Raw genomic sequence first — 25,308 nt, forward strand, 5'->3', positions numbered from 1 at the left:
GTTACCAGTTTCCACTGGCGCCGCCTCCACCTCCGGAGCCGCCGCCGAAGCCACCAAAGCCTCCGCCACCACCGCCGCCCCAGCCTCCGCCGGAGCTGCCACCACCACCGAAACCGCCAAAGCCGCCGAAGCCTCCAAGTCCCCCTACAGGGCCTATCCAGCCACCGGAACCTCTTCTGCTGATGGTAGTGCCGCCACCCCCACCACGATTCCTCATGATAAGAATAATGATGATGATAACAAAGATGATCATAAAGAGGGCGTTGCTGCCTTTTCCTTTGCCTCCGCCGCTGCCCGGAGCAGCTTTATACTCTCCTGCGGCAGCTGCAATGATCTTGTCAGTTGCTTCGTCTAAGCCCTGGTAATAGTGCTGCTGACGGAAATTAGGTTTAATCGCTTCGTCTATGATACGGTTGGCAATAGCGTCGGGCACTACGCCTTCCATGCCATAGCCGGTCTCTATACGTATTTTCCTGTCCTGGATGACAGCCAGTATCAGGATCCCATTGTCTTTGCCTTTGGTACCGATGCCCCAGTCGCGCAGGATCTTTAAACCCACTTCACTGCTTTCGTAGTCGCCGATGGTGTTCATCGTTACGATCGCGATCTGGGTGGAGGTACTATCGTAGTAGGCGCGGAGCTTGCGCTCCAGCGTTTCTGCCTCATCGCCTAACAATACGCCTGCCAGGTCGTTTACCAGCCGTGGAGGATTAGGACGGGGAGGAATATCCTGCCCCTGTACTTTCCATCCGGTGAACAACAGTATAACCAGCCATAACCAGCATATTTTCCTCATCATATAAAATTTTACAGTGCGGTGGATGATCAGCCGCCGCTTATCTTCCAATCACGATGTCGTCGGGTAATTCGTTTTCGTCATCCCCTTCAAAAGGAAAATACTTGCAAAGCGATTCTCCTATTTCCCGGATACAGGCTTCAATGCCGCCAACGTAGTCATTCTTACGGAAATAACTGATCAGCAGTTCGCCTTCCTTTACCCAGAAGTCGCCGCCTACTTTCTCATGAATGCCCCGGTCTCCCAGGATGGCAAACTGGCGGTCTTTCATGGCAATGTAGAGGATAACGCCGTTACTGCGTTTAGTCTTATCCATGCCCAGCTGCAGAAATACCTCCTGAGCGCGGTCCATGGGATTGACATACTTGCAATGGCTTTCCACGTACAGCCTGATCTCTCCGCTGGTAAGCCTTTCCGAATCGCGTATAGCCTGTACCAGTTGTTGTTTCTCAGCTTCTGTGAGGAGTTCCTTTTTTTTGAATGGGAATATGCTCATACAGGATTGCGTTTAGAATTGCACTTTTGGAGCATTCTCTGCGCCTGCCTGTGCCTCGAAATAAGGTCTCTGCCGGAAGCCGCCGAAGCCTGCCACGATATTGTTCGGGAAAGTACGGATGGTGCTGTTATATACTCTTGCTGTTTCGTTGAAATCTTTACGGGCAACAGCGATACGGTTTTCAGTACCTTCTATCTGCGCCTGCAGGTCACGGAAGTTCTGGTTAGCCTGCAGCGTAGGGTAGTTTTCGGTCACCATCAGTAATCTTCCAAGAGCAGTGCTGAGCTGACCCTGTGCCTGCTGGAACTGCTGCATTTTTTCAGGAGTCAGGTCGTCCGGGTTCACGTTGATGGACGTTGCTTTGGCACGGGCTTCCACTACTTTGGTCAATGTTTCCTGCTCGAAGTTGGCAGCGCCTTTTACAGTTGCAACAAGATTCGGGATCAGGTCTGACCTGCGCTGGTATTGGCTCTGTACGGTACCCCAGGAGGTTTTTACGGCTTCGTCCAAGCCAACGATACTGTTATATTTAGAAACACCACAACCGCCGAGTATCACGATGACAGCTATAATAATTAAGATAACAAGCGTGTTTTTTTTCATGTTGAAAAGGATTTAAGTTTAATCTATGGTTTGCAGTTTTAAATACAACAGTACTATATCACTTTGGTTTATCGTAACTTAGAATGCAGTTTGGGGGCATCCGGTCAAGACCTCCATGAAATAAACTGGATAGCAAAAGCAAACATAGTGGCTTTTTTTTAATCTTCAAGGATGTAGGGGTTAAACGATAAAACGGCGTTATTTCACTTTCACAGAAAAGATATCGTCATTGTCAAAAAAAACGGCAGCGGTATGTGCGTTTCTCTATAATTTTACTATTATTTCCTGGTAGCAAGGTACGGAACAGCTTGTATATGAAGAAGTTATCCATGAACGGGTCAATATAAGCGCTTGTTTTTCAGTGTCTATCCTTCTTTCATTCGTTTGTAACGCGTTTTTTTAATTATTTGAATCCAAGGCAGCGTCAATGAGTGCACAACACATCCATATCCTGTATGTTGATGATGAGATACACAATTTAAATGCTTTTAAGGCATCATTCCGTAGGCTCTATACAGTGTATACAGCTACTTCGGCAGAGGAGGCGGAAGAGGTGCTGGCCAAGCAGGAAATACACATCATCATTTCCGATCAGCGGATGCCCAAAATGACGGGAATTGAGTTCTTCGAATCGATTCTCGATAAATATCCGGAACCTATCCGGATGCTGTTAACCGGTTATGCTGATATCAATGCCGTGATAGATGCCATCAATAAAGGGCAGGTATACAAATACTTTTCAAAACCCTGGAATGATGATGAGCTGAAGCAGAATATAGATAAGGCATATGAAGTTTACTCCCTCCGGAAAGAGAATAAAGAGTTAACAGCCAAATTGCTGGATGTGAACGAGAAGCTTGAATTCCTGCTACGGCAGAAACTGATTTCCTGATTTGTTCTCCGCCTATTTTTTCTGTACGCTAAAGTGAATGGTGCCGTCATAGATCTTGCAGTCAAGGCCTTTTTCCCGGCAGATGCCATTCAGAAAGTCCGCAACGGGTTTATCCTTGTCAAGATCACCGGAAATAAGCAGAGCAGCGATACCGGGACTTGCAAATGATACCTTCAGGCCAAACCAGCGCTTCATAACGGGACTTATATCTTCCAGCGGTTTATTCTGAAAACGGAAGATCCCATCTCTCCAGCCGAGGGTAACGTTCTCGTCGAAACGTTTTACCTTAAAGCGTTCACCCGGTTTGTAAATGGCCTCATAGCCCGGTTTCAGGGTTACATCCAGACTATCGCCTACATCTGTTACCACACTGCCTGTGACAAGGGAGGTTGTGATAATGTTATGATCGTAAGAATTTACGTTAAACTCCGTGCCCAGCGCGATCACGGATGTGGTGCCCGTATGTACAATAAAGGGGTGCTTCGGATCGTGCGCCACGGTGAAAAATGCTTCTCCCTCCAGGTACACCTCCCTGGTCCTGCCGGGGAATATGAAGGGAAACCGCAGGGTGGAACTGGCGTTGAGATGTACTTCCGTTCCGTCGGAGAGCTCGATCCTGTAATCCGTCCTGGGAGGCACTGTCAGCGTGTTCCATTCTATGGCGCTGCTTTGGTAGATGCTGTCGTGTGTGATCTGTTTGCCGGGTAGCAAATTATTATCGCCGGTTGCAGTATCTGATGAAGATGCTGAGGGCTCATTACCCGCCAGCGGCGCCGGGTTGGTGCTAACGCGAACGGTGGTATCGGCCGGTAATACAATGGATGCCGGGGCAGCTTTTTGTACCGGCGCCGGCGCCTGATGGTATACCATAGATGCATACGCCGGGGCTGTAGTAGGCTGCTGGAAATAGCCCTGTTGGTAGGCCAGCCAGCAGGCCGCACATGCAACGCCCATAACAAAAGCCGCTGCAACAGCGCTGTTCCGCTTTGCAAACAGGAAAATCCTCGTGTGTAAGGGTTTAGGGGCAAGGATAGCTGCTACTTTGCACCAGTCATGTTCTACCCGCAGATCGTCAAGAAAAGCATTGTCAGTATACAGTTTAGCTTCTTCCTGTTCATAATAGCATTTACGGACCTGTTCATCGGTGTGTATGACCTTTTGCAGCAACGTATCTTCCACTTCACTTAATTCGCCCAGTTGCTTACGCAGGAGTAATGTGTATATATACTCTTGGTCGTATTTCATTTTGTGCTAAGTGGATTATAAGAGGGTAATATAGATGTTGTGTTCTGATAATAATGGGTCATGAGTCAAGCAATACTGCCAGTTGCGAGGATAATGCCTGGGGTACAAGAGCAGGTCCCGTCCGGCATGGCGGACAGGTACTCGGCGCTGCTGCCTGTTGTATCCCTTGGCATCGCTCGTATAATAGCTGATAAAAAAATCCTCCGGGAGAATGGGCTATTTGCCTGTACGTCTTCTTTTTCCATACTTCTATAAATAGTTGCTGCACTACCTCTTTCGCACGCTCCTGATCGCCCAGCATCTGGCAGGCTTTAAAGCAAAGGGGCTTATAGTATTTCATAAAGAAGTATTGGTAAGCCTCAATTCTGTTATCCTTCTGGAGGGCAGATAACATTGTGATGTCCTCGCTGATTTGCATACTGTTTGGGATTGGTGTACCGGTTTTGTGTAGTTAAGTTCGATCAAAAGTTCAACAAAATTGTTAATGCAGTGTTAACGTATGCAAATTGACCAGCTGAAACAGACAAATCAATATTTCTGACTTTCCCTTAAATTGCACCTTTCTAAAAGTTAATTTACTGGAACATGCAAGTTTGGAAAGATTATCAGGTTACACACAAAGATCGTTTCCTCGAAGAACTGCTGGAATTGCTGCGCATCCCTTCTGTTAGTGCTGACTCCTCCTTCAGCAAGGATGTTAAAGCCTGTGCGGAAGCTGTGAAACTGCGCCTGGAAGAAGCCGGCGCCGACAAGGTAGAGATTTGCCCTACTGCGGGTCATCCTATAGTATATGGTGAAAAGATCATAGATCCTGCACTGCCTACAGTACTGGTATACGGGCACTATGACGTACAGCCTGCGGACCCGCTGGAACTCTGGCACAGTGGTCCCTTTGAACCCGTTATCAAAGACGAAAAGATCTATGCCCGTGGCAGCGCGGACGACAAAGGACAGTTTTACATGCACGTGAAGGCCTTTGAAACCATGTCCAAAACCAACACCTTACCCTGCAATATCAAATTCATGATCGAAGGAGAGGAGGAAGTTGGATCTGCAAACCTGGGGATCTTCATCAAAGACAATAAGGAAAGACTGAAAGCTGACGTAGTGCTGATCTCCGACACAGCCATGCTCAGCCTGGAAAACCCGTCACTGGATACCGGCCTGCGTGGCCTCTCCTATATGGAAGTGGAAGTGACGGGCCCTAACCGTGACCTGCACAGCGGCGTTTATGGCGGCGCGGTAGCCAATCCTGCCACCATCCTGTGTAAGATGATCGCTTCCATGCACGACGAAAATAACCACATCACCATACCAGGCTTCTACGACAAAGTACAGGAACTGAGCCAGGAAGAGCGTGCTGCACTGAACGCCGCTCCTTTCGATGAGGCGGAATATAAAGCCGACCTGGGCGTGGATGACCTGTGGGGTGAAAAAGGATATACCACTATCGAGCGTACCGGCATCCGTCCAACACTGGAAGTGAATGGTATCTGGGGTGGTTATACCGGTGAGGGCTCTAAAACAGTACTGCCATCAAAGGCTTCTGCCAAGATCTCCATGCGCCTGGTGCCTAACCAGGACTGGAAAGAGATCTCTGCATTGTTCCAGGCACATTTTGAAAAGATCGCTCCGAAAAGCGTAAAAGTAAAGGTAACCACCCATCATGGCGGCAGCCCTTATGTAACACCGACCGATCACGTAGCATTCAAGGCGGCCAGTGAGGCCATCAGGGCTACCTTCGGTAAAGGCCCTATCCCAATGCGTGGCGGTGGAAGTATTCCTATCGTAGCACTGTTCGAGAAGGAACTGGGCCTGAAGACCATCCTCATGGGCTTTGGTCTGGACAGCGACAACCTGCACTCTCCAAACGAAAAGTATGGCCTGGCCAACTTCTATAAAGGAATTGAGACCATTCCGTACTTCCACAAGTATTTCGCAGAAATGAGCAAATAGCCTGATAACGCTATTTATTGATAAATTTGAAGGCCGGCTCGTTACTAACGGGCCGGCCTTATACATATCCAAGAAGATGAAAGAAGTAGAAAAAGTACGTATTGACAAATACCTCTGGTCTATCAGGATCTTTAAGACCCGTTCCCTGGCCTCCGCAGGCTGTGAATCGGGAAGGGTAAAAATGAATGGCGCGGCGGTAAAAGCTGCCCGGTCTGTGGCCATTAACGATGTTTATGAGATCAGGACCGAGGGACGCAAATGGGTGATACAGGTGACCGGCCTGCTGGCGAACCGTGTACAGTACACTGAGGCTATCAAGTATTATAATGATATCACTCCCGAAGAAGATAAACATGAACAACGTCAGGCTTCCGTATTCCAGACCGGTAAACGCCCTAGCAAGATCGGCCGCCCCACCAAGAAGGAGCGTCGCGAGCTGGACGACTTTATGGGAGGAGAAGAAGAAGATTTCTAAAAATCTCCGGTTTCAGTAGTAAATTCGCAGACTTTTCAGGCAGCCTTTGCAGAAAATCAGCTGTCTGCGTGTGAAAATTTGTAAATCATTATCCATAAATGTCTAAGCAAAGCGATCTTCTCTCAGCCGACTTCCTCGTGAAAGTGGCAGAAGAATTTGGAACACCGGTATATGTATATCACGCCGAAAAAATAAAGATCCAGTACGAAAAGCTGCAAAACGCTTTCCAAAAAACGGATGCCCGCTTTTTCTATGCCTGTAAAGCACTTACCAATATCAACATCCTGAAGTATATCAACTCCCTGGGTTGCGGACTGGATACTGTATCCATCCAGGAAGTGCTGCTGGGCCTGAAAGCCGGGTTTGTGCCTGATAACATCATCTTCACCCCTAACTGTGTGGACCTGGACGAGATCATCGCTGCAAAAGAACTGGGAGTTCATATTAACATCGACAATATATCCATCCTGGAGCAGTTCGGTAACCGTTTTGGTGATACTTATCCTATCTGTATCCGCCTCAACCCACACATCATGGCCGGTGGGAACTATAAGATCTCTACCGGGCACGTGGACAGCAAATTCGGTATCTCCATTCATCAGCTGCGCCATATCGAGCGTATCGTGAAAAGCACCAGGCTGAAAGTGACCGGCCTGCATATGCACACTGGTTCCGAGATCAAGGATGTGGACGTATTCCTGCGCGGCGTGGAGATCATGTTCGAACAGGCCGTGCATTTCCCCGACCTGGAATTCATTGACCTGGGTAGCGGTTTTAAAGTAGCTTATCAGTCCGGCGACCCGGAAACAGATATTAACCTGCTGGGTAAAAAGCTGTCAGAAGCTTTCAATAAATTCACCAAGACCTATAACCGTCCTTTGCAGGTATGGTTTGAGCCGGGTAAATTCCTGGTGAGCCAGTGCGGTTATTTCATCGTAAAAGCCAATGTGATCAAGCAAACAACGGCTACCGTGTTCGTAGGCGTGAATTCAGGTTTCAACCACCTGATCAGGCCAATGTTCTACGACGCTTTCCACCTTATCCGCAATATTTCCAATCCTAAAGGAACAGAGCGTATCTATACCGTGGTGGGAAACATCTGTGAAACAGATACTTTTGGCTGGGACCGTAAGCTGAATGAAGTAAAAGAGGGGGATTACCTGGTGTTTTACAATGCCGGCGCCTATGGCTTTGAAATGTCCTCCAATTTCAATTCACGCCTGAAACCGGCTGAAGTACTGGTGAAAGATGGCAAGGCGCAGCTCATCCGTAAGCGGGATGTACTGGAGGACCTGTTACGTAACCAGATCGAGTTATAATAACTAAATAGTTAATACTTAAACTAACTAATGCAGATTTGTATAAGCAAATCTGCATTTTTTTTGAAGTGTTGTAACAAGTTTTAACATAAATTTGTAGGATAATTCACCGCAATCCTGCTTTTACCTGCACACTGTCTATTCTGCTAGCCATAAAATAATTTATTGTCACATTCGTCTGTTATAGTATACGATGAGTATTTTTTACACATTATAGTTTATGAAAGTTTTATCAGCTAACTCCGAAGTGTTCAAGGAAGAGGAAGTAATGATAGACAGCCATATCTCATTTGGACCTTACGTTAAGTTTCTGAAAGAAAAGGCTGCTAAAACCTCGGATGCGCGTGCTGCTTACTATCAGAAGATAGTTAAACAGTTTGAAGGTAACCCTGCTCTACTAGGCCCCATAGCCGGTGCCGACGACCTGTCTGCTTACCAGGAATATCTCGATCTGATCATTGCAACCATTTTCCCTGTCACTGTCGACATGGAAAAAGATATATATGGCATAGGCGTTCCACACAAGTTTGCCATCTTTTACTACTCTGACCTGTTCAAGAAGCTCTTTGCCGCCAATGGCGATAAGCTGGTGGCAGTACCGGAAGGAATCTCCGTCGAGAAGGTAAAAAGAGACAAACTGGAATGGTTATACAAGCTCTTACTTGAAAAAGTATATGGGTTCCCGATGGATTATCAGAATGAGATCATCCATCATGTGACCCTGCCCGACAGTAACGGGCTGAAGAAGTATGTTAAATTACATATTGATGCACGTTTCGTAGATGTAAAAGTAAAAGGAGAAATTCCCAACCTGAAGTATGATAACATCTGCCGGCAGCATTTCTCTCTTGAAACTTTACAGGAACTGCTGCCACTGAGCAATTTCGCACTGGAAGGTTTTGTGATCTGGACCATACAGGATGTTACAAAAGATGAAGTGCAGAACACCATGAAGAACCTGATCCTTAACATGCACGACGGTAATGAGCAACAGACCTACCGCCGCATGGAAGAGGAACTGGAATCTTTGATACAGCAGGAGGACGTGAGCGTGCATATCGTTCCCATTCCCAAGATTAATGGCCGGTATGTACTGGAATGTGAGCTCTGTGAAAGTGGCGTCATGTTGGGTGTGATCAATAATGGCAAACAACAGCAGCAACTGTTTCAGCAATTGCTGGAACACCTGGAGCGTAGTAAAGATCCTTTACTGATCCCGGATGTGACAGATGCTACCCTGTTGTCTTACCCTTTCCTGCGCTACCTGCCGCTGAAAGGTATCAGGAGCTACCTGATGGCGCCTGTATGGTATGAAGGTCAGTTACTGGGGATTGTTGAAATAGCGTCTTCCCAGCCTAATAAGGTCACCGCGGAAACGATCGGCAAAGCATATCCTGGTCATCCGCAGATCATGATGCTGCTGACAAGAGGCGCCGATATCGTGAATAACCGCATCGTCCAGGTGATAAAGGAGCAGTTCACTGCCCTTCAGCCTTCGGTAGAATGGAAATTTACGGATGCCGCCTGGCATTACCTGCATACACCGAAAGAAGATCGCAAGGACATCGGCAACATCTCTTTCGAAGATGTCTATCCTTTATACGGTGCTGTTGATATCAGGAACTCATCTACAGAACGCAGCAATGCGATCCATGAAGACCTGCGCGAACAGTTGCTGCTGATCAGGGAAACGCTTGATTATATCGGTAATACGATCTACCTGCCATTGCTGGAAGAACTGAAGTTCAAGAATGATGAGCTGATCACTGGTATCACCAGCGGCATGTTGTCTGAAGACGAGCTGAAGACGAACAATTACCTGGATGAAGAGATCGGGCCATTGTTCCATCACCTGCATGACAGTCACCCTGAATTGCAGCCGGTACTGGAACGGTATTTCTCCCTGGTAGATACTTCAGAAGGCCATATCCTGCATCACCGCCAGGAGTATGAAGAGAGCCTGGCAAAGATCAACGCGAAGATCAATAAGTACCTCGATAAAGAGAAGGAGAATATTCAGCATTCCTTCCCCTGCTATTTTGAGAAGTACCGTACCGATGGCGTAGAGTACAATATTTACATCGGACAGGCTATTGCCCAGAACCGTAAGTTCGACCTGTTGTACCTGCGTAACCTTCGCCTATGGCAGCTTTCTTCCATGGCAGAGATCGCGAAAATGACGAATAAGCTGAAAGATACGCTGAAAGTACCTTTACAGACCACACAGCTGATACTGGTACACAGCAATCCGATAGATATCAGCTTCCGCCAGGATGAACGCCGCTTTGACGTGGAAGGTGCTTATAATATCCGTTATGAGATCATGAAGAAACGGATAGATAAAGTGCATATCCGTCAGACGGGTAAGCGCCTGACACAGCCGGGTACTATCTCTATCGTATACGCCTATGCGAAGGAAATGGAAGAATACCTGAAGTATATCACTTTCCTGCAGAATAAGGGTGTATTGGCGGCTGAAGTGGAAATGCTCGATCTGGAAGACCTGCAGGGAGTAAGCGGTCTGAGGGCATTACGTGTGAAGGTGAATATGGACTAAGGATTGTAGGATTTAATATACGCAAAAAGGCCCGCTCCTGTTAGGTGAGCGGGCCTTTGCTATTTTGTCCGGATATCAGAACCTGAACCCGAAAGTGATATATGGTAGCACGCCTTCGTCAGAACGGCCTACTACTGCTGAAAGCACGACGAGATTAGCAGGGGTGAAATATACGCCGCCGCCATAACCATCATGCCATATGGCTGATTTCTGGCTGGGGAACCATACGCGCCCTACATCGTTGAAGGCAAGCAGGCCCACACTGGCAGGGAAGAGGTAAGAACGGAAATCAAACAGTTTAATACGCAGCTCAACATTGTTGTATACCGCTGCATTGCCTGTAAAACGATAATTACGATAACCCCTGAGGTTCTGAACACCACCGATGGCCGCTGCCTGAAAGTATTCGTAATCGCCCCAGATCTTATTCGCACCGAAACGGGTTACCAGCACAACACTGGTAGGCACATGGAAGTTTGTATAAATGCTCAGGTCTGTTTGCGCCTGCAGATAATTACGTTTGTCTTCATTTAATCCCTGGCTACCATACAGAGAAGTATTCCAGCTGATACCTCTTGTTGGTATCAGGGCATTGTTACGGGTATCTATTTTTAATCCCAGGCGCAGACCGGCATAAGACTTTGACCGGTAAACGGACATGGAATCCAGGCCATTGTGAGGAAAATCCGAAATAATACGTCCTGCTGTTTCGTCTTTGTCAAGGCTGTAGTAAGTGAGTGATGGTCCATAATACAGTTCTACATTCCTTGATAATTTGGTATTCAGTAAAGGCTCGATGTTGAACAGTGCGAAACGTGTACGATAGTAGCGGATGGTCTTTGACTTATCAAACACTGATTCGTTGCCAAAGCCGAAAAAGTTGATCGTGTTATTAGGTGCTTTCGCGCTGGCTGTAATGGTGAGGTCAGTATTGCCGATCACATCGGTGAACTCGCCCAGGTAACGGAACTGCCATGCATCGGTACCCAGCGAGTGGCCTGCCAGCACGGTATGCCGTGTAGCGAACGGGCGTTTGCGGAAGCCTTGTGTGGTATACTGGAAGCCGGCGCCCAGTGACAGACCATCATCCGCGTTAAATGCGGCAGATGCCAGCGGCATCAGCTTGTTGTAGTTCAGGCGGAAGAAGGTACGTTCATACCTGATGATGTCAGGATTGGAAGAAAGGATCCTCCTGTCGTTGCCGTTCATGGCGAAGCTGTCTTTCCTGTTGGCCAGTTCATAGATGCGGATACGCTTGCCGGCATGGCTGCCGGTACTATCGATGTAAGTATCTATATCCTTACCACCGATGATGCGCACCTTGATAGGCGAGCCGTTATCTCCCTTCACCACATATTTGTCTTCTCCGCCGAGGCCGAACAGCCTTACTTCACGGGTATCTTTAGGGTCGAATGTACGGTGATAGATCACCTGTTCCAGTTCGCCTTTTTTGTTGATCTTGTTAACTGTTACGTCCATCAATCCGCCTGGCAGACGTTCAATGGTGAACAACTCATCCTTTTTACTACCGGTCACTTCCACGTGTTTGGACAGGAATCGGTATAATACAAGCGCTTCTTTTTCCAGTATATCGCGGCGTGCTCTCAGTGTATTGTAAGTACGCTCTGCCACTTCAGCTTTGATCGTATCCGGGAAGCGGTTTACCGCAGCCCTGATAGTGGAATCGGTAATACGCTGTACGAAGGCCTTGCTAATATCTTTCCATTGCTGCTCACTCAGTTCGTTCATAAAGGAGCGGTCAAATGGTTGTGCAGTAGGGTTTTGTCCTTCTACATACCTGATCTTTGGCCGGAAGCCCTGTATATTCGGCAGTGCCCAGCGCCTGGAGGCAATACGGGGAAGCAGGCCTTCATTTACGAAGAATGCCTGGTCACGGTCGCGGGGGATAGGAAAATATCTTTGCGTCTTCGCTTTTTTTCCATTCTCTCCCGCCCATCTCCATTGGTCATCGTGGCGGTCCCAGTCTGCTATCAGCAGGTCCAGCAGGCGTGCATTCAATACGGCGGGCTGATTGATGGTATTATCATTATCCCCCTGCAGCTGTTCCAGTACCTTGGGTGTATTGAGTGTCTTTCCTTTTACATCCGGTTCTCTTTCTTCAAACAGGTATACATCGTCTCCAAAGGTATTTTCATAAATACCCAGCACCGTATCTTTAGGTAAGTATACGAAGGTCGGGTTGGTATGATGTACACCCGCAGCATCTGCCAGTGGCACTACGGCCAGGGGGGCGTATGGATTGGCGGCAGAGATCTGGTCCTGCACAACATCTTTGGCAACCGTTTCCCGTAAGGCTTCCGGTACTGCTTTGGCCGGGTATTTCTTCAGGGAACGGAGCACCCATTCCTTGCCATCTTTATCTTCCAGGCGCAGGGAGAGTGTCTGCATGCCTCCTCCGCGTTTCAGGATCTTCAGGCCACCCTTTTCCTTGTTCAGGTCTAAAACCGGGAAACTGAGCGGGGTGCCCCATACATCACGATAATTCCTTCCCATCAGCCAGTAGTGGAAACCTGTCTTACCGGTATACTGTGAATCTGCCGGCATAACAACCGTAGCTGGCAGCTGGCTGGCAGATGGGCTGGCGTTGGCGATAGCGCTGGAACGGACATCCTGCAGGCTGAATAGCTGTTGTGCGTATACGGGGGCATCTGTTTTCTCTATTGTGTAGTATTTCACTTCCACCCGGCCGCTTTTGGATATTTCCAGTACGGTATAGCCGTTCTCATTACTGGCAAAGAGCGACTTGCTGCCTTTCTTTACCCTGTTCTCCTTGGCGCCTGAGCCACTTACAACGTAGAAGTTCTGTTCATCTTTGATGAGCTGGAGGGTATGGTCATGACCTGATACGAAGATGGCCGGGCCATGTGGTTTGATAGCCGCTTCCACTCCCCGGATCATTGACTGATAGATCGGGTTGGGAATATCTTCCGGCGTCCCGAATACACCGCGGGTGATGGGGTAGATAGACCCGATCAGCGGTAAAGGGATGTACAGCCCTTTTTTGAGATCAGTGAAGGGGAAGATATGCTGTTTGATGGTATAATAACCGCCATGTATGCTATAACTTCTGAAGGGATGGTGTGCTGCGAAGATGATCAGTTTATTCCTGTTACGGCTAACGATGTCGTTCAGTTCAGTAAGCACTTCTTCCTTTGTCTTGGTGTCGCAGGAAGATTCTGACCCTGGTTTCTGGTAAGGGAACAACCACCATTCAGTATCCATAATGATCAAAGTGGTATTGTTATCCAGGTGTACCTCTTCCGGGCCGGGACAGCCATCTTTAGGCAGGAAATTGACATTGGGCAGTTGCAGGGAGTCCACGTACAGCTGCTGGTTGATCACTGTCTGCCATCCATCCGGTTTAGAACGTTTCCAGTCATGGTTACCGGGAATGAAGATGGCCTGTGTATTGGTGTTTCTCACCAGGTTTACCTGGTAGTCGAGTATCTGCCTGGCTTCATCATACCTGGAAGAGCCTGCGTCGGGCAGTCCAAGTGGGTATATATTGTCGCCCAGGAATAGTACGGTATTCCTGGCATCCTGTAAATTAATTCGCTGTTTCACTGCATCTATGACAGGATTGTGCCCGTCTTTGTGCAACTCTCCCGCGTCTCCGATGAGGATCACCCGGCGTGCCAGGCTATCGTCCGTCATCTGTGCCTTGGTGAGCAGTGGCAGGAAGAGGAGGGGTAAAATGTGTCTTGCTTTTGGTAAAATGCTAATCATCGTGATGAGTTCAATGGTACTTAAATTTCAGAATGCTGGCCTGTGATTCGTCTACTGCTTCGTTGGAAATATACATATCGCCGTTTGCGGTGAAAGAGATGCCTTCCGGTTGCGGAAAGCGGCGATGCCGTAGATTATAAGCTTCCTGTACTTTACCGTCAAGGTCGGTAATAACGAGCAGGCGGTTGATAGCAGATACAATATATAGCCGGTGTTCTATCGGATGAATGGCTGCAGCTGAAGGCCTGAAGTGACCTACATCCCCGCCCGTCAGCCTGGCAATATCAGCTACATTGATACGGTAGGCTGGCTTCGGGTCATACTCCATCGTATTCAGCCGGAAACGATAAGCGGTAGTAAAGCCTTCTCTTTTGTCTTCTTCACAATTCTTGCAGATGGCCACCAGGCTGCTGTCTCTTGCGTCGAAATAAAGGCTTTCGAATTCCCTTTTACCCGGAAGGGACAGTTTATAATGAGTGGCGTCTACCGTGTCGGTGAACATGCCGTTGACATGATACAGGTGACCATTGCTCTTCAGCACAAACCAATCAGCACCTGTTGTGGCCAGATCTTCATAGTCGCCGCTTTTATCGAACTTGGAAGTAGGATATGGCCTGTCCGTGCTCACATCTATGGAATAGATCTTACCCTCTTCGTCATTGATGGACAGGATGTGATGTTCGTCAGGGGCGAGGACGATGCCGGAGATCTCCTGCATGGACTGTCTGACACGGTAACGGGTAGGCTCTGCAAGATTATAACCTTTGGGAGAGCCATATTGTTTATCCTCGCGATTGAAAGCATTGCAGGACAGGAACAGGAAAAAGAACGCAATATATCTTACTTGCATAGATGAGTGGTTAATATTCAATGCAAAAACACAGCGAGCGACAGGCCCGCTGTATCCGGCATTGCGTATTCATGGAATAAAATTAACTCAAAAAATGCAGTAACTTGCTGATCTCAGTTTCGCTTTTTTAACTAAGGCTTATGCAAACAGGATTAATCATAGAAGCAGCAGAATCATATGTTGCGAAGCAATACCAGGAACATCCTCACCCTAACCTGGTGTATCATAATTTAGAACACACAAAGCTGGTAGTTGCAGCAGCACAGCAGATTGCAGCACATTACCGTCTAGGGGAGAATGAACTGCTCGTAGTGTTGGTAGCATGCTGGTTCCATGATCTGGGCTACCTGGTGGGAGAAACGAAAATGCATGAAGAGAAAGGAGCAGAGATGGCCAGGGAGTTCTTAAATGTACAACAGATTCCTGAAAATGTACAACTACAGGTAGCTGGCTGTATTATGGCCACCAAAATGCCTCAGAACCCACAGAACCTGCTGGAAGAGATCGTATGTGATGCAGACCTGTTTCACCTTGGTACCAAGGACTTCAAAGACCGTTCCCGCCTCCTGAGGCAGGAAATGGAACTGACACTTGGCAGAGAGATCCCCGGCGCTACCTGGAATGCAGGTTCTTTGCGACTGCAGGAGTCCCATCACTATTTCACGGCATACTGCAAGGCATTGCTGCAACAACAAAAAGAAGAAAACATCGCCAGGTTGAAAAGTAAATTGGAAAAACAGGAGGAAAAGGCGCATAAGAAAGAAAAAGCGGCTAAGAAAGAAGCACATGAAACCGCTGTTGCTGTAGCCACTGCCGACAGTGAAGCACCCGTCCCTGTCAGGGAAGAGAAAGGTAAAAAGGAAAAAGAAAAGGAGAAGAAAGAAAAAGAACCCAAGCCGGGAAGAGGCGTGGAAACCATGTTCCGTACCACTTCTACCAATCATATCCGCCTTAGCTCCATGGCAGACAGTAAGGCGCATATCATGATCTCGGTGAACTCTATTATCATCTCCGTTATATTGGGTGTGTTGTTCAGAAGACTGGAAGATTATCCCAACCTGATCATCCCCGCCTTTATATTCCTGCTCACAGGTGTGCTGACCATCATCTTCTCTGTATTGGCTACACGCCCTAATATCAATATCGGGAAATTCACCAAGGCAGACATCGACAGTAAAAAGACCAACCTGCTCTTCTTTGGTAACTTCCATAAGATGTCCCTGGAAGAGTATAGCTGGGGCATGACTGAGATGATGAAAGATAACGATTATGTCTACGGCAGCATGATACAGGACATTTACCACCTGGGTGTGGTATTGGGCAAGAAATACAGACAATTGCGCATCGCCTACAACATCTTTATGTTTGGACTGATCATTTCCGTATTGGCGTTCCTGATAGCCGCCCTATTTTTTCCGGTGAAGAATTAAGCATGAGTAATAACAAGACTATTTCTGCGAATGTTCCCCTGTATGACCGTGACCTTAGCTGGTTGTCGTTCAACTACAGGGTACTATGCATGGCTAAAGATGAAGAAGTGCCTTTGTATGAAAGGATCAAATTCCTGTCGATCTTCTCTTCCAACCTGGATGAATTTTTTCGTGTACGCATGCCGGCGATCCTGGCGGTGAACAAACTGCTGCATCGAAATCCCGATGTAGCCGGAGAGGATATCCTTTCCCAGGACACATTGCCTGCCATCCAACGCGAGATCAACAGGCAACTGGGAGAATTCGGACGTACATTGACGGGGCATTTATTGCCCGCATTGCGTAGTTACAATATACACCTGTACTATAATGAGCCTTTACATACTTTACATCTGGAGCACCTGCGGGAATATTTCCTGACAAGGGTGTTGAGTTTCCTGCAGCCATTGTGGCTGCGAAAGAAGAAACCGGAGGAAGTATTCCTGGAAAATAACCAACTGTACTTTGTTGTCTCCCTTACCGAAGACGCCACTCCCGATATGCTGCAATATGCACTGGTGAACATCCCCAGCGCTGTATTGCCCCGTTTTATAGAACTGCCGGCACTGGAGAACGTATACTACATTGCCATGCTGGACGATGTGATCAGGGAGAATATTGGCTTCCTGTTCCCTGGGTATACGATAACAGGTTGTTACAGCATCAAGATCACCCGCGACGCGGAAACAGACATGAATGAACTGGCCAGCGATATACTGGAGCAGGTAGAGACCATGATCCAGAAGAGAGAACTGGGCATCCCTACCCGTTTCCTGTTTGACGCTGCCATGCCGCTGGCTTTGCAGAAACTCCTGTCAGTTTATTTCCACATCCTGCCGGAAGAAATGGTGGAAGGAGGCCGTTATCATAACCTGAAGGACCTGAATGACCTGCCGATGCCAGTGAAATCGCCGGCCTTCAGCTATCCGAAACAGCCTTCGGTACAGGTGCCTTCATTGGAGAAAGCGCCCCGTTTGCTGGACGAAGTAGCAAAACGGGATATCCTGTTACATGCTCCTTATCAGCGCTACGATTACATCCTCCGTTTCTTTAATGAAGCGGCGGTGGACCCTAATGTACAGGAGATCTACATCACACTGTACCGTATTGCGTCCAGCTCACAGATCGCGAACGCCTTGATCAGCGCTGCTCACAATGGTAAGCAGGTGACTGTATTCGTGGAACTGAAAGCCCGTTTTGATGAAGCCAACAATATCCGCTGGGCCAAAAAGATGAAGGCTGCAGGGGTGAAGATCATATATAGCATACCCGGCCTGAAAGTACATGCGAAGATCGCACTGGTGAAACGCCGCCGGGGATATAGATGGGATTATGCGGGCCTGATGGCTACAGGCAATTTCAATGAAACGACGGCCAGGTTCTATACAGATCATGTGCTGATGACGGCTCATCCCGGCATAACACAGGAACTGGAACTGCTGTTCCTGTACCTGCAGGCCAGGGAGCAGCCGGGCAAATATAATTTCCTTACTTTCCAGCACCTGCTGGTGGCCCAGTTCAATATGATGGACCGCTTTAAGGAACTGATCGGGCGTGAAATTGAAAATGCCCGTGCGGGTAGGCCTGCAAAGATCACCATCAAGCTGAACAACCTGCAGGAGAAAGAGATGATTGCCAGCCTGTACGCTGCCAGCCAGGAGGGCGTAGAGATAGATCTGATTGCCCGCAGTATCTGCTGCCTGGTGCCGGAACAACCGGAAAGCGGTAATATCAGGGTCCGCAGGATAGTGGACCGCTACCTCGAGCATGCCAGGGTCTTCATCTTCCATAACAATGGTCATGAAGAGGTGTATATGGGATCGGCCGACTGGATGAACCGTAACCTGCATAGGCGTATTGAGGTCTGCTTCCCGGTATATGACACGCAGTTGAGGGAACAATTGAAAGAGATCATCAGGCTGCAGCTGGCAGATAATACCAATGCAGTGAAACTGGATGCGGAAATACGTAATATTGAAATTGTTCCGGAGGAAGGTGAGGAGCGTGTAAATGCCCAGCAGGCTATATACCAGTATATACAATCATTGTAGACAGATAAATTAACGTATGCAGAAATATTTATTACTACCCATTGTGGTAATGATGTGCGCTATTGGTATGGCACATGCACAGGAAAAGCCCGTACTGGACCTTCAGCACATCTATGACCCTGGTGCTGATGCGGCGGCTGATCTGCTGAAAGCGGAACAGCAGGCGGCAGCAACAAAAAAACATGTATTGGTCCAGATCGGGGGGAACTGGTGCATCTGGTGCAAACGCTTCTATAAGTTTGTGCGTGAAGATTCGACACTGAACGCGCTGCAGGAGAAAAACTATGTAGTATATCATCTGAATTACAGCAAAGAGAACAAGAACCTGCCATTGCTGAAGCAGTTGGGATATCCGCAACGCTTTGGTTTTCCGGTACTCGTCATCCTGGATGCGAAGGGGAACAGGTTGCATACGCAGAATTCGGGTTTGCTGGAATCTGCAGATACGTATGATAAGGAGAAGGTGGGCGACATGCTGAAACAGTGGTCGCCGGAGGCATTGAATCCAGCTCATTACACAAATCAATAAAGCCGTTATGGAGCACGCCACGTTTCATCCAGCTGTCCGGTCATTTATCCGTTTTGCCGGGCATCCCTTAAAGTTTTCCCTTTTTCTTTTTTGGAAGCTGCCCAGTGCGTGGCTGGCCGGAGTAAGGTTGAAGCAGTTGGATGAGCAGCAGTGCATTACGGTAGTTCCATTCAGATGGTTGTCGCAGAACCCCTTCCGTTCTACCTATTTTGCCTGTCTGGCCATGGCGGCAGAGATGAGCACAGGATTGCTGTCCATGATGTATGTGCGTGCTGCTGCTCCAAAACGCGTGTCCATGCTGGTGACAGGTATGGAAGCTTCTTTTGTGAAAAAGGCGACTGGTAAGACCTGGTTCACCTGCCAGGATGGCGCGGCCATACAGGCCGCTATAGCGCGTACTGCCGCCACCGGAGAACCGGAGGTGCTGACGGTGAACAGTATCGGGAAGAGCGGGGATGGCACAGTAATTGCCTCGTTCGCCATCACCTGGTCATTCAAAGGAAAAGCATAGACAGGAGATATACCATTACAGATCATTTTTCAAAAACACCACATGAAAATAGCATTTCACGGAGCGGCACGTACAGTTACCGGGTCTAAACACCTTATATCTTTAAAGAATGGCAAAAAGATACTGCTGGACTGCGGTATGTTCCAGGGAATGGGCCGTGAGACGGATGCAATGAATGAAGACTTCGGATTTGATGCGGCGCAGGTTACCTACATGATCCTCTCACATGCACATATCGATCACTCAGGGCTGATACCATTATTGGTGAAAAGAGGATTCAAAGGAACTATTTATTGCACACCGGCCACATATGACCTGACAGAGATCCTGCTGCTGGATTCCGCCAAGATCCAGGAAGACGATACGAAGTACAAGAACAAAAAACTGAAAAAAGAAGGTAAGCCTGAAGTCGTGCCCTTGTATACCGTTGATGATGCCAAGAATAGTGTTACCCACCTGAAGAAAATAAATTATAAGACCTGGTTCCGGATTGACGAGGATGTGGAAGTCTATTTCACCGATGCGGGGCATATCATAGGGAGTGCTGCGGTACACGTACGCATTACCGAAAATGGAAAGACCACACAGGTCTCTTTCAGTGGAGATATAGGCCGGTATAACGACGCTATATTGCGATCTCCGGATATTTTTCCCCAGGCCGATTACATCTTACTGGAATCTACCTACGGCAGCACCCTACATGCGGAGGCTGCTCCTTCAGACGATCTGCTGATCAAATATATTCATGATACCTGCAAGGTGAAGAAGGGAAAACTGATCATCCCGGCCTTCAGTGTAGGTCGTACCCAGGAGCTTCTGTATGCACTGAACAGGGCAAGCCTGGATGGTAAATTGCCTAAGGTGGACATCTTTGTGGATAGTCCTTTGTCGCTGGAGGCGACTGACGTAGTAAGGCATCATCCGGAGGTATTCAATAAAACGGTAGCCAAACTGCTGGAAATTGATGATGATCCGTTCGACTTCCCCGGCCTGCATTATATCGAAACTGTAGATGAATCGAAAGCCCTGAACTTTCGTGAATCGCCCTGTGTGATCATTTCTGCCTCGGGGATGGCGGAGGCCGGGAGGGTGAAGCATCATATTGCCAATAACATCAGCGACAGCCGGAACACTATCCTGATAGTCGGATATTGTGAACCACAGTCCCTGGGCGGCCGCCTGATGAGAGGGGCTAAAGAAGTGTCTATCTATGGCACCCGCTATGAGGTGAGGACAGAGGTAGGTGTGATCCGTTCCATGAGCGCCCATGGCGATTATGAGGATCTCAGCCAGTGGCTGTCCTGCCAGGACCCCAGGGAGGTAAAGAAATTATTCCTGGTACATGGGGAATATGAAGTACAGCAAATATTTCGTAACTGGTTGATAAAGAAGGGATTTTCGGACATAGAGATCCCGGAACGGCATAGTGAGGTTGGATTAGGATAACTCATTCCTGTTCAGGACGATATGTTGACCGATAGGTATCAGATGGCGCGGAGATTCGGTAGAGATTTGATGGAAGTTACTACTTACAGGCGCTCTTCTATAGCATTATAGGCACTGTTCTATAGCGAACGCTATGGAATGGCAGGTGAAATGTAGGACTGTAGTGCTTATAGGTAGGAACCGGTAGGATAGTCGAAGCGAATCTCTCTACTTGTATAGTACAAGGAACGTATAGTGCAAAAAGAGAAAGGGGCTCGTCTCGGACGAACCCCTTTCTCTTTTTGCACTATTGCAGTTAATTCTTCAGCTCACTGGCTACTTTCTTCATATACTCACTTTGCTTCAGCAAACCCGTTTTCTTGTCGGGGCTGGCTAAAGCTGCTTTTTCTTCTTTATTCCGGGCTATCGGCTGCAGGAGGCTTACCAGGTAATTGTTGACCATTTTGTTGTTGAACAAAAGAGCCATCTGTTTGATGCCATCCACGCCTTTCAGTACTTCGTCGGTATTATCTACAATGCTCAGGATAGACAGGTACTGGATGGCTGCATCCAGTTTATCCTGGCCACTGGCTTCATTGAAAGTCTTTGCAAAGAAGTCGAGGTCAGCCTCATTGCCTTTCTGTGCGTATATGGCTGCGATTGCATTGCTCAGGGCACCTTTGGAATCTTTTTCCATTTGTTTGGCCAGCGTATAGCTTTTTTCCAGGTCCAGGGCTCCCAGGCTTTCCAGGGCAGCACCGGCAGCAGCATAAGAACGGTCTTTTGCGGCTGCTTCGAAGATCGGCGTTAATTTAGCATCCTTCAGTGTACCCAGCTGTGCCAGCGCAGCAGCGCGTACGGTTGCGTTCTCGTCTTTCTTCGCAAGCTCCTGGAGGGTCGCGAAGGTTGCCGCCTTTACAGCAGGATCTGTCAGTTTCAGGCCATTAATGGCCATTGCGCGCAACCCGTAGAATTTATCTCTGAGGGCTGCAGCTACTACCTTCAGGGCTGCCGGATTGCTGCTCTGTTCTTTCAGGCAGGCCTCGATGGCTTCCCGGCGGTCCAGGTATTCCGGCGCATGGCTGTATTGGAAGATGTAGGCATCGATATCCTTGTTCTCTTTTTTAGTGGCCAGCAGTACTTTGTCGCCGTCGAAGTTTACCAGGTCTGGTTTAAGCTCAGATGGAAGGGTAAAGGTGCTTACTTTATCGGTGATGGTCACCTTGTGACGTACCTTTTTACCACCGGCATACACATCAATAGCAACCGGCAACTGGAAGATCTTGTTACCCTGTTGTTGCTGTTCTACGGTAACTGTAACGGTTTTGGCGGCTTCATCATAGCTGGATCTGATGTCCAGTACCGGATATCCCTGTCCGAAGTACCATTGGTTAAAGAACCAGTTCAGGTCCTGACCGCTTACTTCTTCAAATGCAAGACGCAGCTGGTGGGCTTCCGCAGCTTTGAAGGCGTTGGTTTTGAGGTAAAGGTTGAGCGATTTGAAGAAGGCGCTGTCACCTACTACGTTACGCAGCATGTTCAGGATACGGCCACCCTTCTGATAGCTGATAGCGTCAAACATATCTTCTTTATCATGGTAGTGGAAGCGTACCAGGTCTTTGTCGCCGGAGTACTGGGCAAACTTCTGATAGCTCTGCATTGATTTATAAGAATGATCGTCTGCAGCGTCTTTACCGTATTTATAAGCCATCCAGAGGTATTCGCTGTAATCAGCAAAAGATTCGTTCAGGGTCAGGTTGCTCCAGGATTCTGCAGTTACCAGGTCGCCAAACCAGTGGTGGAACAACTCGTGGGCGATCACAGATTCATTGTAGTTGTTATTGTCGAGGAGTTCCCTGTCTGTTTTCTGCAGGAAGTCGCCATGAATGGTGGCGGTAGTATTTTCCATCGCGCCAGACACGTAATCTCTTACCACTACCTGGGAATATTTTGCCCAGGGATATTCGTATCCGAGTATATTGGAGTAGAATGTCATCATTTCGGGGGTATTACCGAAAATAGCTTTGGCGTAAGGTGCATATGCCTTTTCTACATAATAGTTCACTTCTTTACCTTTCCACTGATCTTTGATGATAGCGAAGTCGCCTACAGCCATCATGAACAGGTAAGGGGAGTGAGGCAGATCCATCTTCCAGTAATCGGTACGGGTGCCGTCAGCATTGTTTTTCTGGCTAACCAGCTTACCATTGGAAAGGGTTACATATTTCTTATCCACGGTAATACTGATCTCTTCAGTGCTTTTCTGGGCGGTGCGGTCTATAGTCGGGAACCAGGCGGAGCTGGATTCTGTTTCACCCTGTGTCCAGATCTGTACGGGTTTGTTCTTTACACTGCTGTCAGGGTTGATGAAATACAAGCCTTTAGCCTCTGAAATGGCAGCGCTGCCTTCAGATTTTACCTCTTCAGGACGGGCTACGTAATCTATATAGACAATAAAAGATTCGGTTCTCTGGTACGCCTTATCCAGTGCAATATGCAGCTGCAGGCTGTCGTACCGGTACTTAAGGGGAATGTTCCTGCCTCCTTTTACGATGTCTACCTGTTTGATATCCATCGCTTTAGCGTCCAGTGTGAGGGAGTCTGTCTGGTAAAAATGCGGTTTCAGGGTAAGCCAGGCTTTTCCTATCAGATATCTTTTAGCATAATCGAAACGAACATCCAGTTTGGTATGTACCAGGTCATGCACTTTTGTTGAGGTGGCGCGATAGATTTTAAGGGAGGGATCTTCCTGCTGTGAGGGGGCCTGTTGCGCAGCAACCGGGGCAATATAAATTATCCCGGAGAGACTAGCCAACAGTACACTTTTGAGCGTGTGCTGCAAAGGTTTGAACATGATTGTAAACTGTTTTTGGCACGAATTAACAGGTTTTATCACAAATAATTGTGATCTGAGCTGTTAATGTTAACTAAATCATGATAATTGGCCATAATTCAGGATCATTCGCAAAGCCCGCGGCCGGTAAGTGTGTAAAAATGTTATTTTTGTCGCTGTCCAGTTAAATACCATGTTATGATAAAAGCAATTGTGAATGGAGAGCAGCCGTTTGTAGTCGATACGAATTCGTTCCCTTTTACCAGTAATGGCCAGCCAGTTAAATGGTCGGGAGTAACACTTCCAAATGGTAATCATAGTGTTATACTGGACGGCAGGAGCTATGTAGCCCAGGTAATAAAGGTGGACCGCGACACAAAAACGGTCACTATTATGATCGATCAGCAGGAATATGAAGTGGTCATAGAAGAACCGATTGACCAGTTGCTGGCGGAAATGGGTATGAAAGATGCCCTGACGCGAAAGGTGAATGACCTGAAGGCGCCTATGCCGGGATTAGTGCTGAAAGTACTGGTAGAACCGGGGCAGGCCATAAAAAAGGGCGATCCGGTACTGATACTGGAAGCCATGAAAATGGAGAATGTGTTCAAGGCGGCGGCGGATGCCGTTGTAAAAGAAGTAAGGGTGAAAGAACGTACGGCAGTAGAGAAGGGGGAGGTGCTGGTTATCTTGGAATAGATTTTGTAATTAATTAAATCAATCATAAGCGATCCGGAATGACGGCTTAGTCCGTCATTCATAGTTATTCAAGAAATGTGTATGCCGCAAACTTTTAAGAGATCTTTATTCACACTGTTCTTTCTTGGGATGACCTTCCGCATGTTGGCCCAGGAGCAGCAGTATTTTGTCTATATACAAAGTGAAAGATCCCAGCCTTTTTATGTCAGATATGATGGTAAGCTGATCCCGTCTTCAGACAGGGGTTACCTGATCCTGTCCAAGATGCCGGCTGGTACAGCTAATCTCCGGATCGGTTTCGCCAAAAGCGATGCGCCGGAACGTCAATACCAGGTGCGTATTACCGGGCCGGCCGACCAGGGTTACCTGTTAAAGCAGGATGGTGAGCGAGGATATGCATTGTTCAACCTGCAGACATTTGCGGTGATCAGACCTGGAGAAGAAAAGAAAAAAGAAGCTGTAGCGGCTGTGGAAACTCCTGCAGCGGAGGTGGTGCCTGCCCAGGAAACGGCGTCTGCACCGGCAGTAGCTGCCAATGTGCCTGAAACGCCGCCAACGCCGGCAACTGCATCTGCAGATACTGCACTGGTACCTGCGCCGCCTGTACCAGCACCGCCGGCGGCTGTTTCGGAAGAAGAACAAAAGCAGGCGATGATGGCTTCCCTGAAGAAAGACCTTGATTCTACATTCCCTGCCAAAAGCGGGGTAGCGGTAGGTCCCGGTACCCGTCCAGTAAAGCAATCCAATAAATTCTCCCAGGCACTGGATAAGGTAGTAAGTGACGATCGCCCGGATGATATTGTAGCAGAAGAGCCCAAAGCACCGGTAGCTGCGGCGCCGGCAGGAGAAAATACG

Annotated in this window: 20 protein-coding genes (1 of these 20 only partly in view); 12 read left to right on the plus strand and 8 right to left on the minus strand. The window is 48.0% G+C overall.

Going from position 1 to position 25,308, the window contains the following annotated elements; genetic code table 11:
• Position 1 precedes the first annotated feature (1 nt).
• Genes MYF79_RS06960 through MYF79_RS06970 form a run of 3 tightly spaced genes read right to left on the minus strand, consistent with a single transcriptional unit; the run spans position 2 to position 1,895 of the window.
• Positions 2-799, minus strand: coding sequence for a TPM domain-containing protein (locus MYF79_RS06960; RefSeq protein ID WP_247813178.1), 798 nt, complete (start codon positions 797-799; stop codon positions 2-4).
• Between the two features lie 37 nt (positions 800-836).
• Positions 837-1,292 carry a TPM domain-containing protein gene (locus MYF79_RS06965; protein ID WP_247813179.1) on the minus strand — a complete coding sequence of 152 codons (456 nt, stop codon included), beginning with the start codon at positions 1,290-1,292 and terminating at the stop codon, positions 837-839.
• A gap of 12 nt (positions 1,293-1,304) precedes the next feature.
• Complete coding sequence (locus MYF79_RS06970; protein ID WP_247813180.1) at positions 1,305-1,895, minus strand: LemA family protein; 591 nt, start codon at positions 1,893-1,895, stop codon at positions 1,305-1,307.
• Positions 1,896-2,322: 427 nt separating this feature from the next.
• Between MYF79_RS06970 and MYF79_RS06975 the strand changes: the two genes are divergently transcribed.
• Complete coding sequence (locus MYF79_RS06975) at positions 2,323-2,787, plus strand: response regulator (RefSeq protein ID WP_247813181.1); 465 nt, start codon at positions 2,323-2,325, stop codon at positions 2,785-2,787.
• A 12-nt stretch (positions 2,788-2,799) separates the two neighbouring features.
• Here the strand turns inward: MYF79_RS06975 and MYF79_RS06980 are convergent, their stop codons facing one another.
• Entirely contained in the window at positions 2,800-4,032 is a 1,233-nt protein-coding gene (locus tag MYF79_RS06980) for a FecR family protein (protein ID WP_247813182.1), read from the minus strand.
• Between the two features lie 58 nt (positions 4,033-4,090).
• Positions 4,091-4,450: a hypothetical protein gene (locus MYF79_RS06985; RefSeq protein WP_247813183.1), complete on the minus strand. Its 360-nt coding sequence runs from the start codon at positions 4,448-4,450 to the stop codon at positions 4,091-4,093.
• Between the two features lie 167 nt (positions 4,451-4,617).
• On the opposite strand from MYF79_RS06985, the gene MYF79_RS06990 reads away from it, so the two are divergent.
• From MYF79_RS06990 to MYF79_RS07005, 4 genes are all read left to right on the plus strand, one after another.
• Positions 4,618-5,988, plus strand: coding sequence for a dipeptidase (locus tag MYF79_RS06990; protein ID WP_247813184.1), 1,371 nt, complete (start codon positions 4,618-4,620; stop codon positions 5,986-5,988).
• Positions 5,989-6,064: 76 nt separating this feature from the next.
• Positions 6,065-6,463 (plus strand): RNA-binding S4 domain-containing protein, encoded by a 399-nt coding sequence (locus MYF79_RS06995; RefSeq protein WP_199654973.1) that lies wholly within the window; start codon positions 6,065-6,067, stop codon positions 6,461-6,463.
• A gap of 98 nt (positions 6,464-6,561) precedes the next feature.
• Complete coding sequence (lysA, locus tag MYF79_RS07000) at positions 6,562-7,782, plus strand: diaminopimelate decarboxylase (protein ID WP_247813185.1); 1,221 nt, start codon at positions 6,562-6,564, stop codon at positions 7,780-7,782.
• A gap of 220 nt (positions 7,783-8,002) precedes the next feature.
• Positions 8,003-10,339: a GAF domain-containing protein gene (locus tag MYF79_RS07005; RefSeq protein ID WP_247813186.1), complete on the plus strand. Its 2,337-nt coding sequence runs from the start codon at positions 8,003-8,005 to the stop codon at positions 10,337-10,339.
• Positions 10,340-10,414: 75 nt separating this feature from the next.
• Here the strand turns inward: MYF79_RS07005 and MYF79_RS07010 are convergent, their stop codons facing one another.
• Both MYF79_RS07010 and MYF79_RS07015 read right to left on the minus strand, forming a co-directional pair.
• A complete protein-coding gene (locus MYF79_RS07010; RefSeq protein WP_247813187.1) occupies positions 10,415-14,086 on the minus strand; it encodes a BamA/TamA family outer membrane protein in 3,672 nt (1,223 codons plus the stop codon).
• A 10-nt stretch (positions 14,087-14,096) separates the two neighbouring features.
• A complete protein-coding gene (locus MYF79_RS07015) occupies positions 14,097-14,936 on the minus strand; it encodes an SdiA-regulated domain-containing protein (RefSeq protein WP_247813188.1) in 840 nt (279 codons plus the stop codon).
• A gap of 140 nt (positions 14,937-15,076) precedes the next feature.
• On the opposite strand from MYF79_RS07015, the gene MYF79_RS07020 reads away from it, so the two are divergent.
• The 5 genes from MYF79_RS07020 to MYF79_RS07040 are packed head-to-tail and all read left to right on the plus strand — an operon-like array spanning position 15,077 to position 20,942.
• The gene (locus tag MYF79_RS07020) at positions 15,077-16,366 is read left to right on the plus strand and encodes a Pycsar system effector family protein (protein ID WP_247813189.1); all 1,290 of its coding nucleotides are present in this window, start codon (positions 15,077-15,079) and stop codon (positions 16,364-16,366) included.
• Positions 16,367-16,368: 2 nt separating this feature from the next.
• The gene (gene ppk1 / locus MYF79_RS07025; RefSeq protein ID WP_247813190.1) at positions 16,369-18,456 is read left to right on the plus strand and encodes a polyphosphate kinase 1; all 2,088 of its coding nucleotides are present in this window, start codon (positions 16,369-16,371) and stop codon (positions 18,454-18,456) included.
• Positions 18,457-18,472: 16 nt separating this feature from the next.
• Entirely contained in the window at positions 18,473-18,985 is a 513-nt protein-coding gene (locus MYF79_RS07030) for a thioredoxin family protein (protein WP_247813191.1), read from the plus strand.
• A gap of 7 nt (positions 18,986-18,992) precedes the next feature.
• Positions 18,993-19,496, plus strand: coding sequence for a DUF4442 domain-containing protein (locus MYF79_RS07035; protein WP_247813192.1), 504 nt, complete (start codon positions 18,993-18,995; stop codon positions 19,494-19,496).
• A gap of 42 nt (positions 19,497-19,538) precedes the next feature.
• On the plus strand, positions 19,539-20,942 hold the full coding sequence (locus tag MYF79_RS07040) for an MBL fold metallo-hydrolase (RefSeq protein ID WP_247813193.1): 1,404 nt from the start codon (positions 19,539-19,541) through the stop codon (positions 20,940-20,942).
• A gap of 295 nt (positions 20,943-21,237) precedes the next feature.
• Here MYF79_RS07040 and MYF79_RS07045 read toward each other — a convergent pair whose 3' ends face one another.
• Positions 21,238-23,775 carry a M1 family aminopeptidase gene (locus MYF79_RS07045; protein ID WP_247813194.1) on the minus strand — a complete coding sequence of 846 codons (2,538 nt, stop codon included), beginning with the start codon at positions 23,773-23,775 and terminating at the stop codon, positions 21,238-21,240.
• A gap of 177 nt (positions 23,776-23,952) precedes the next feature.
• Between MYF79_RS07045 and MYF79_RS07050 the strand changes: the two genes are divergently transcribed.
• Together MYF79_RS07050 and MYF79_RS07055 are read left to right on the plus strand one after the other, a co-directional pair.
• On the plus strand, positions 23,953-24,453 hold the full coding sequence (locus MYF79_RS07050) for a biotin/lipoyl-containing protein (protein ID WP_247813195.1): 501 nt from the start codon (positions 23,953-23,955) through the stop codon (positions 24,451-24,453).
• Between the two features lie 81 nt (positions 24,454-24,534).
• Positions 24,535-25,308, plus strand: the 5' end (the start) of a protein-coding gene (locus MYF79_RS07055) for a DUF4476 domain-containing protein (RefSeq protein ID WP_247813196.1). It continues 1,020 nt past the right edge of the window; only the first 774 of its 1,794 coding nucleotides appear in the window; it begins with the start codon at positions 24,535-24,537; the stop codon falls past the right edge of the window.

Origin of the sequence: Chitinophaga filiformis, assembly GCF_023100805.1 — a bacterium.
Taxonomy (GTDB): Bacteria; Bacteroidota; Bacteroidia; order Chitinophagales; family Chitinophagaceae; genus Chitinophaga; species Chitinophaga filiformis_B.